5 protein-coding genes and 1 pseudogene are annotated in these 6189 nt (G+C 70.7%); 4 read left to right on the forward strand and 2 right to left on the reverse strand.

Going from position 1 to position 6189, the window contains the following annotated elements:
* The first annotated feature begins 7 nt into the window (after positions 1-7).
* On the forward strand, positions 8-1414 hold the full coding sequence (locus Q0A34_RS08100) for an amidase family protein (RefSeq protein WP_291479491.1): 1407 nt from the start codon (positions 8-10) through the stop codon (positions 1412-1414).
* Complete coding sequence (locus tag Q0A34_RS08105; RefSeq protein WP_291479492.1) at positions 1411-2190, forward strand: type II CAAX endopeptidase family protein; 780 nt, start codon at positions 1411-1413, stop codon at positions 2188-2190. Before Q0A34_RS08100 ends, Q0A34_RS08105 begins: the two co-directional genes overlap by 4 nt.
* Before the next feature lie 31 nt (positions 2191-2221).
* On the opposite strand, the gene Q0A34_RS08110 is transcribed toward Q0A34_RS08105, so the two are convergent.
* Entirely contained in the window at positions 2222-3868 is a 1647-nt protein-coding gene (locus tag Q0A34_RS08110) for an AMP-binding protein (RefSeq protein ID WP_291479493.1), read from the reverse strand.
* Between the two features lie 424 nt (positions 3869-4292).
* Between Q0A34_RS08110 and Q0A34_RS08115 the strand changes: the two genes are divergently transcribed.
* Positions 4293-5159, forward strand: coding sequence for a GDSL-type esterase/lipase family protein (locus Q0A34_RS08115; RefSeq protein ID WP_291479494.1), 867 nt, complete (start codon positions 4293-4295; stop codon positions 5157-5159).
* 211 nt (positions 5160-5370) lie between these two features.
* On the opposite strand, the gene Q0A34_RS08120 is transcribed toward Q0A34_RS08115, so the two are convergent.
* Positions 5371-5781: an SdpI family protein gene (locus Q0A34_RS08120; RefSeq protein WP_291479495.1), complete on the reverse strand. Its 411-nt coding sequence runs from the start codon at positions 5779-5781 to the stop codon at positions 5371-5373.
* A gap of 55 nt (positions 5782-5836) precedes the next feature.
* On the opposite strand from Q0A34_RS08120, the pseudogene Q0A34_RS08125 reads away from it, so the two are divergent.
* A pseudogene (locus Q0A34_RS08125) lies at positions 5837-6189 on the forward strand (hypothetical protein); the annotation flags it as partial.

Here is a 6189-nt window from a genome sequence, read left to right on the forward strand (position 1 = left end):
GTCCGACATGAATCCCCCACCGTCCACCGGCAGCACCGAGGCCGTGTCGCTGCGCCTGGAGCGGCTGTGCGCGCGCACCGGGTTGACCCCCGCGCAACTCGGGGTGGCCAGGATCTACGACCGGGCCCACGAGGACCCCGGCGAGTTCGGCCCGCTGCGCGGACTGGACGTCCTGGTCAAGGACCTCAACCGGGTCGCCGGTGAGGTGACCGGCTTCGGCTCCGTCGGACACGACGTGCTCGCCGACGGCCACGACACCGCGGTCACCCACCTGCTGGAGGAGGGCGCCCGGCTGGTGGGGACCAGTGTGACCGCCGAGTTCGGGGCGACGGTCTACACCGAACCCGCCCACGGCCCTGGCCCGGTGAACCCCGTCGACCGACGGATGACGTCCGGCGGTTCCTCGTCCGGCGCCGCGGTGGCCGTGGCGCGCGGCGTCGTCGACGTCGCCCACGCCAGCGACGGCGGCGGGTCGATCCGGGTGCCGGCCGCGGCGGTGGGACTGCCGGGGCTGAAGCCCGCCCACCGTGTCGACGGCGGCGGGCTGCCCAACCCGGCCGCGCAGGGGCTCATCGCCCGGGACCTCGACCTCACCGCACGCGCCTACGGGCTGACCGACCCCGGTGGCCTGGCCCGCCCACTGCGGGTGGGGCACACCAACCGGCCGTTCCACAGCACCGGCACCGTGGACCCGGCGGTGGCCAACGCCACCGCCGCGGCAGCGTCCCCCCTGGTCACCCACCCGGACGTTCGCGGGGTGCGCCCCGTGGGCGCCCCCTACCCGGTGGAGCACTTCGACGTGTTCTCCCGCATCATGGCGGCGCGCTGCCGTGACCTTCCCGACCCTGCCACCACGATGCCGGCGTGGCTGAGACAGCGGGGGCGGGAGCTGACCTCCGCGGAGATCGCCGACGCAGCGGACGCGGTCACCGCGCTGCCGGGACGGGTCCTCGCCGCCTGGGACGACGACACCGGCGGGCCCGTGGACGTGGTCGTCACCCCGATGCTGGCGTGCGCGCCACCACCGGTCGGGACCTTCTCCCGACGGTCGACGCCCGACGACACAGGTTCCGCCGACCCCGCCGAGGACTTCCAGGCCCAGACGGCGTGGACACCCTGGGCGACGCTCTGGAACCTCACCGGCTGGGCGGGGCTCTCGGTGCCCCTCGTGTCCCCCGACTGTGTCCCCGGTGCTGCCCCCGGTGCTGCCCCCGGCCGGTGGCCGGTATCCGTCCACCTCGGGGCCGTCGCCGACCGGGTGTCCCCCGCCGAACTCCTGGTCCTGGCGCGGCACCTGCAGCAGAGCGTCGCCGCCATGGTGGAGGCCGACGCCACCGTGCTCGACGCCGTCACCGTGGACGGGCCGGGCGACCTCGACGCCCTGCTCGGGGAACCGTCCGGGGCCCGGCGGTGACCCGCACGGACCGGCGGGCGATCCGCTGGGAACTGCTCATCGTCCTGACCGTCACCTTCGGGGCCTCCGGGGTGCGCTCGGCTCTGCGGCTGCTCGAGGCGGCCACCCTGCCGGAAGACCTCAACAAGCAGAGCACCACCCTCAACGCCCGTCAGTCCACGCTGGGCTGGCTGGACCCGGCGTTCCAGCTGGTCTCCACCGGGGTGCTCGTCGCCTGGGGCGGGCTGGCGCTGTTCCTGCTGCTACGGCATGTGCCGCCGGCACTGGCGGGAGCGTCCGGACCGACCGGGCCGTCCCGCCCCTCCGGGGTGCACCTGCGCCCCCGGTGGCGCGACATCGCCCCCGGCGCGGGCCTGGCGGCGTTGATCGGGGTCCCGGGTCTGGCCTTCTACGTCGGGGCGGTGCAGCTGGGACTGTCGAAGGAGGTCATCCCCACCGGGCTGGACCGCAGCGTCCAGGACCTGCTCCTGCTCGTCCTGAATTCGTGGGCGAACGGCTTCGCCGAGGAGATCCTCGTGGTGGCGTGGCTGTGCTGCCGGCTGCGTCAGCTCCGGGTGCCGTGGATGTGGGTGTTCCTGGCGTCGGCGGTGCTGCGTGGGAGCTACCACCTCTACCAGGGTTACTCGGCGGGCCTGGGCAACATGGTGATGGGGCTGGTGTTCGTGTGGTTCTTCTACCGCACAGGCCGGGTGTGGCCGCTGGTCGTCGCCCACGGGGTGATCGACACCGTGGCGTTCGTCGGCTACCAGGTGCTGGGGTCCACACCGGGGCTGTGAGGGGCCCGGCAGGCCCCGGCCGGGCGAGGGGTCAGCCGAAGGCCTCGAGCTCGCGCTTGACGACCTTGCCGATCGGGTTACGCGGCAACGGCCGGTCCATCAGCACCACGTCCCGGGGAATCGCCGGAGCCATGAAATTCTCCCGCACATGCTCACGGATGTCGTCCTCGGTCAACTCGACGGAACCGTCGGTGACGACGTACGCCTTCACCCGCTGGAACTTCTCGTCGTCCTCCACACCCACACAGTACGACTCGGCCACACCCTCAGCCCGGTCGATGATGTCGGACACCGAGGTCGGCCAGATGTTCTCACCGCCGACGATGATCATGTCGTTGTTACGGCCCAACACCCGCAACCGCCCGCTCTCCGGGTCGATGACACCCTTGTCACCGAGGTCCAGCATGCCGTCGCGGTAGTCCGGCTTGTCCCGGTTGCCGAGGTAGCCCTTCATCGACATGGCGTTGTGGGCGTGGATGATGCCGACCTCCCCGGGCGGGACCGGCTTCCCGGTCTCCGGGTCGAGCAGCTCCAGGCGCCCGTTCCACACGCGGTGTCCGGCGGTGGTCGGGTCCTCGACCAGGTCCTCCGGGGTGGCGTAGGCCACCAGCAGGCCCTCGGTGGAGCCGTAACCGCTGGACACGATGTTCCCGTAGCGCTCCTGCAGGCCACGGACGAGGTCCTCGCTCATGGCGTTACCGGCGTTGAGGATCCACGTCATCGACGACAGGTCGTAGGACCCGTCGTCGACGGCGAGGACGTCCTTGAGGAAGACCGCGGAGCTGAGCATGCCGGTGCACTTGTAGTCCTGCACCTGCCGGAGGACGACCTCGGGCTTGAAGACGCGCTGGGTGACCAGGGTGCAGCCGGCGGTGATCGCCAGGACGGCGGCACCCCAGCCGAGCACGTGGAAGAGGCTGGCGGTGAGCTGGAGCCGGTCACCTGCCTTCACGTTGAGGCCCTTGAGCACCGGCCCGAGGACCCCGACGGGGAAGCTGGGCTCGGTGTGCCGGACGGCCTTGGGCGTGCCGCTGGTGCCCGAGGACATCAGGATCACGCCGCCCTGGGTGGGGCGGGACGGGAAGGCGTCGTTGTGCGGGCCCGGGTTCGCCCAGAACTCCTCGAGGGTCGGGAAGTCGATGTCGGTCCGGTGGCCCTCGGCGGCGTCGGCGTGGACGAGGGTCGCGCCGAAGTCGCTGAGGTCCTCGGGGAAGCGGTCGTCGAACTCGGAGTCGTAGAAGATGACGTCGAGCTTGTGCTCCTTGACGATCTCGGCGATCTGGTTCTTGCTGGCGCCGACGTTCAGCAGGAAGACGGTGTAGCCGAGGTAGCCCTTGGCCGCCAGGGGGAAGAGGAAGCCGCGCCCGTTGCGCGCCATGATCCCGACCCGGCTCTCCGAGGTGATGCCGTGGCTGGCGAGGGTGTGGGCGGTGAGCCGGGAGTAGTTGGTGAGTTCCTGGTAGGTCAGTTCCCCGTCGTCGTCGACGAGCGCCAGACGGGACGGGAAGCGCGCGGTGGTTCCCTCGAGCAGGCCGGCGAGGCTCGTGCCGTAACGTCCCAACGCCTTGGCCACCCCCAGACCACCGGCGGGGGTCGACCCCTTGAGGAATCCCGTGTCTACGAAGGCCTTGGCCCCTTTCACGGCGCCTTTGAGGTCATAGGACAGCTGTTCGAACACTGTCTCTCCTTTTCTGAGGTTGTCGTTCGCGGTTGTCGTTCGCGGTTGTCGTTCGCTGGGCTCGTCGGTCTCGGTGCGTCAGCGGTCATGCCGCTCCCGCGTCCCCCGTGAAACGTACGCGTGGCATGACGTGGCGCTCACGAGGGGGCGCCGACCATGGTTCGGAAAAACTACTTTCGACCACCATACCGGGTCGGCCACCCGGGGCGTTACCCCGAGGCCGCTCGCCGGGCCCGTCACACTCAAGAACTTGCGTAACATCTGCCACTTTAGCCCCAGGGGTTACATTCTCGGGGATTAGTGGATAAAGTCACGCTAATGTAACGTCGTTCCCCCAGGGAACGGTAAAGCAGACCGGATCCGTCCACGGCATGTCGGGGACACGTCGGGACATATGACACCCTTCAGGAGAGGAACCTCAGAAATGAGCGCACGACACCGCACGGCTTCGCGGGCAGGCCGCCGCATCGCCGGACTCGCAGCCGCCGCAGTGGCCACCGTTGCCGCCCTGTCCGGGACGCTGCTCTCCGCACCGGAGAGCCAGGCCGCCCCCGGCAACACCGTGGTCCTCGGCGACTCCATCGTCGCCAACCCGGACATCTACAACTACCTGGCCGGCAAGGGCCTGCCCCTCCCCGACCCGATCCTCAGCGGTTCGGGCTGTGGCACGGACAACCGCTTCGCCAACTCCTACGCACAGGCGTCCGGCAAGCAGGTCGACAACTACTCCTGCGCCGGCGGCTCCTACCGCACCGGCGGCATGCACGTCTCCGAGCAGGCGGACCGCGCCAACCGTGGCGGCGCCCTGAACGCCGGCACCAACGAGGTCGTCATCTGGGCGGGCGCCAACGACACCTACCCCTACGTCATCGGCGACAAGATGCCGGTCCCGCAGATCGAGCGTCAGCTCGCAGCCTCGGTGGAGCGCACCGTCAACCGGGTCAAGCAGCACGCCCCGAACGCGAAGGTGAAGGTGCTGGGCTTCCCGCACATCACCAACGGCGCCGGCCAGGTCTGCCCGATCAACGTGATCCCCAACGTGCAGGTGCCCAGCGCCCTGTTCCAGGTCTCCGACATCGAGTGGGGCCTGGAGCGCGGCCTGCGCAACGGCGCCACCAAGGCCGGCGCGAAGTTCGTCGACCTCAAGGGGCCGAGCCGTGGCCACGAGATGTGCTCCAACGACCGGTGGGTCGTGGGCCTGATCGACACCACCTCCGAGCGCCGTAACCTCCCGCTGCACATGACCGACACCGGTCTGCGTGCCATGGGACGGGCCGCAGCGAACGCCTGACACCTCCCAGTGTCCCTCCCCGGGGCCCGACGGTCTGACGCAGACCGTCGGGCCCCGGTCGTTTCCGTGGGCGGGTCACGCCGCCGTGCGAACCCCGCCCAGCACCCCGTTCAGCACCCCGCGTGAGCCAGGTGCCGGAACCGGCACGCGTAGCACCGGTGGTCCGACCGGAACCGGCAGCTGAACGACACCGCCGTGTGACCCGGCCGCCTCACTTCCGACGCTTCGTGGCGCCCTTCCCCCGGGACTTCTTCTCCGCCTCCGCGGCGCGGGCGGCACGGTTGGCGGTGCGGACCACCGGGACCAGGCTGAGGAGGACGATCACGAACGGGACCACGCCCAGTGCGGTCACCCACGCCCCCTCGAAGATGAACGAGAGGATGATGATCACCGCGGCGAGTGCGGAGACCCCCAGCGTCACCACACGGGCCACCGGCGCAGCCGCCACGTGGCCGGCCTCCCAGGCGTGGTCGCTGGCCTTCGTGGCGGAGGTTCGGATACCCACGGCACCCGATCGCGGCAGGTCACCCCGGGACGCGGCCTTCAACACCTGTGAAATGACCATGGCCATGACAACAGCCATGATCGCCGGGAAGGCCACCGCCATCAATGCATCACTCATGAGGAGCATCCTACGGGACTCCGTTTTCCGGCCGCCCAGCCCGTAGTATGTCCCCATGTCACCAACCCCGCCCGAGAACGACGGCCGCCCCGGAGACCCTGTCGCACGCGACAGGAACGGTCGTCCGATCCTTGACCGCTACGGGCGTCCCGTGCCCCGTCGCACCTCGGCCGCGGTACCGCCACCGGAGGACGTCACCCGCGCCTACGGCGGTGACCGCGGTGCGGAGCCCCGGCACCGGGCGCCGGGGCAGGACGGGGGCGAGCCGCCCCGCTACCGTCGGCAGCCGGAGCAGCCGCCGCAGGCGGCCCCGTACCAGCCGTCCCGGCAGGCCTACGAGCCCCGGCCGGCGGAGCAGCCGTACCGGCAGCCGCCACCCCCCCAGCCACCCCCCCAGCCCGACGGACC

This window comes from Corynebacterium sp. (genome assembly GCF_022712195.1).
Lineage (GTDB): Bacteria > Actinomycetota > Actinomycetes > Mycobacteriales > Mycobacteriaceae > Corynebacterium.

Excerpts from the sequence above, each read along its gene's own strand:
- Q0A34_RS08100 (WP_291479491.1), top strand. The coding sequence starts at position 8 with ATGAATCCCCCACCGTCCACCGGCAGCACCGAGGCCGTGTCGCTGCGC.
- Q0A34_RS08115 (WP_291479494.1), top strand. The coding sequence starts at position 4,293 with ATGAGCGCACGACACCGCACGGCTTCGCGGGCAGGCCGCCGCATCGCC.
- Q0A34_RS08120 (WP_291479495.1), bottom strand. The coding sequence starts at position 5,781 with ATGAGTGATGCATTGATGGCGGTGGCCTTCCCGGCGATCATGGCTGTT.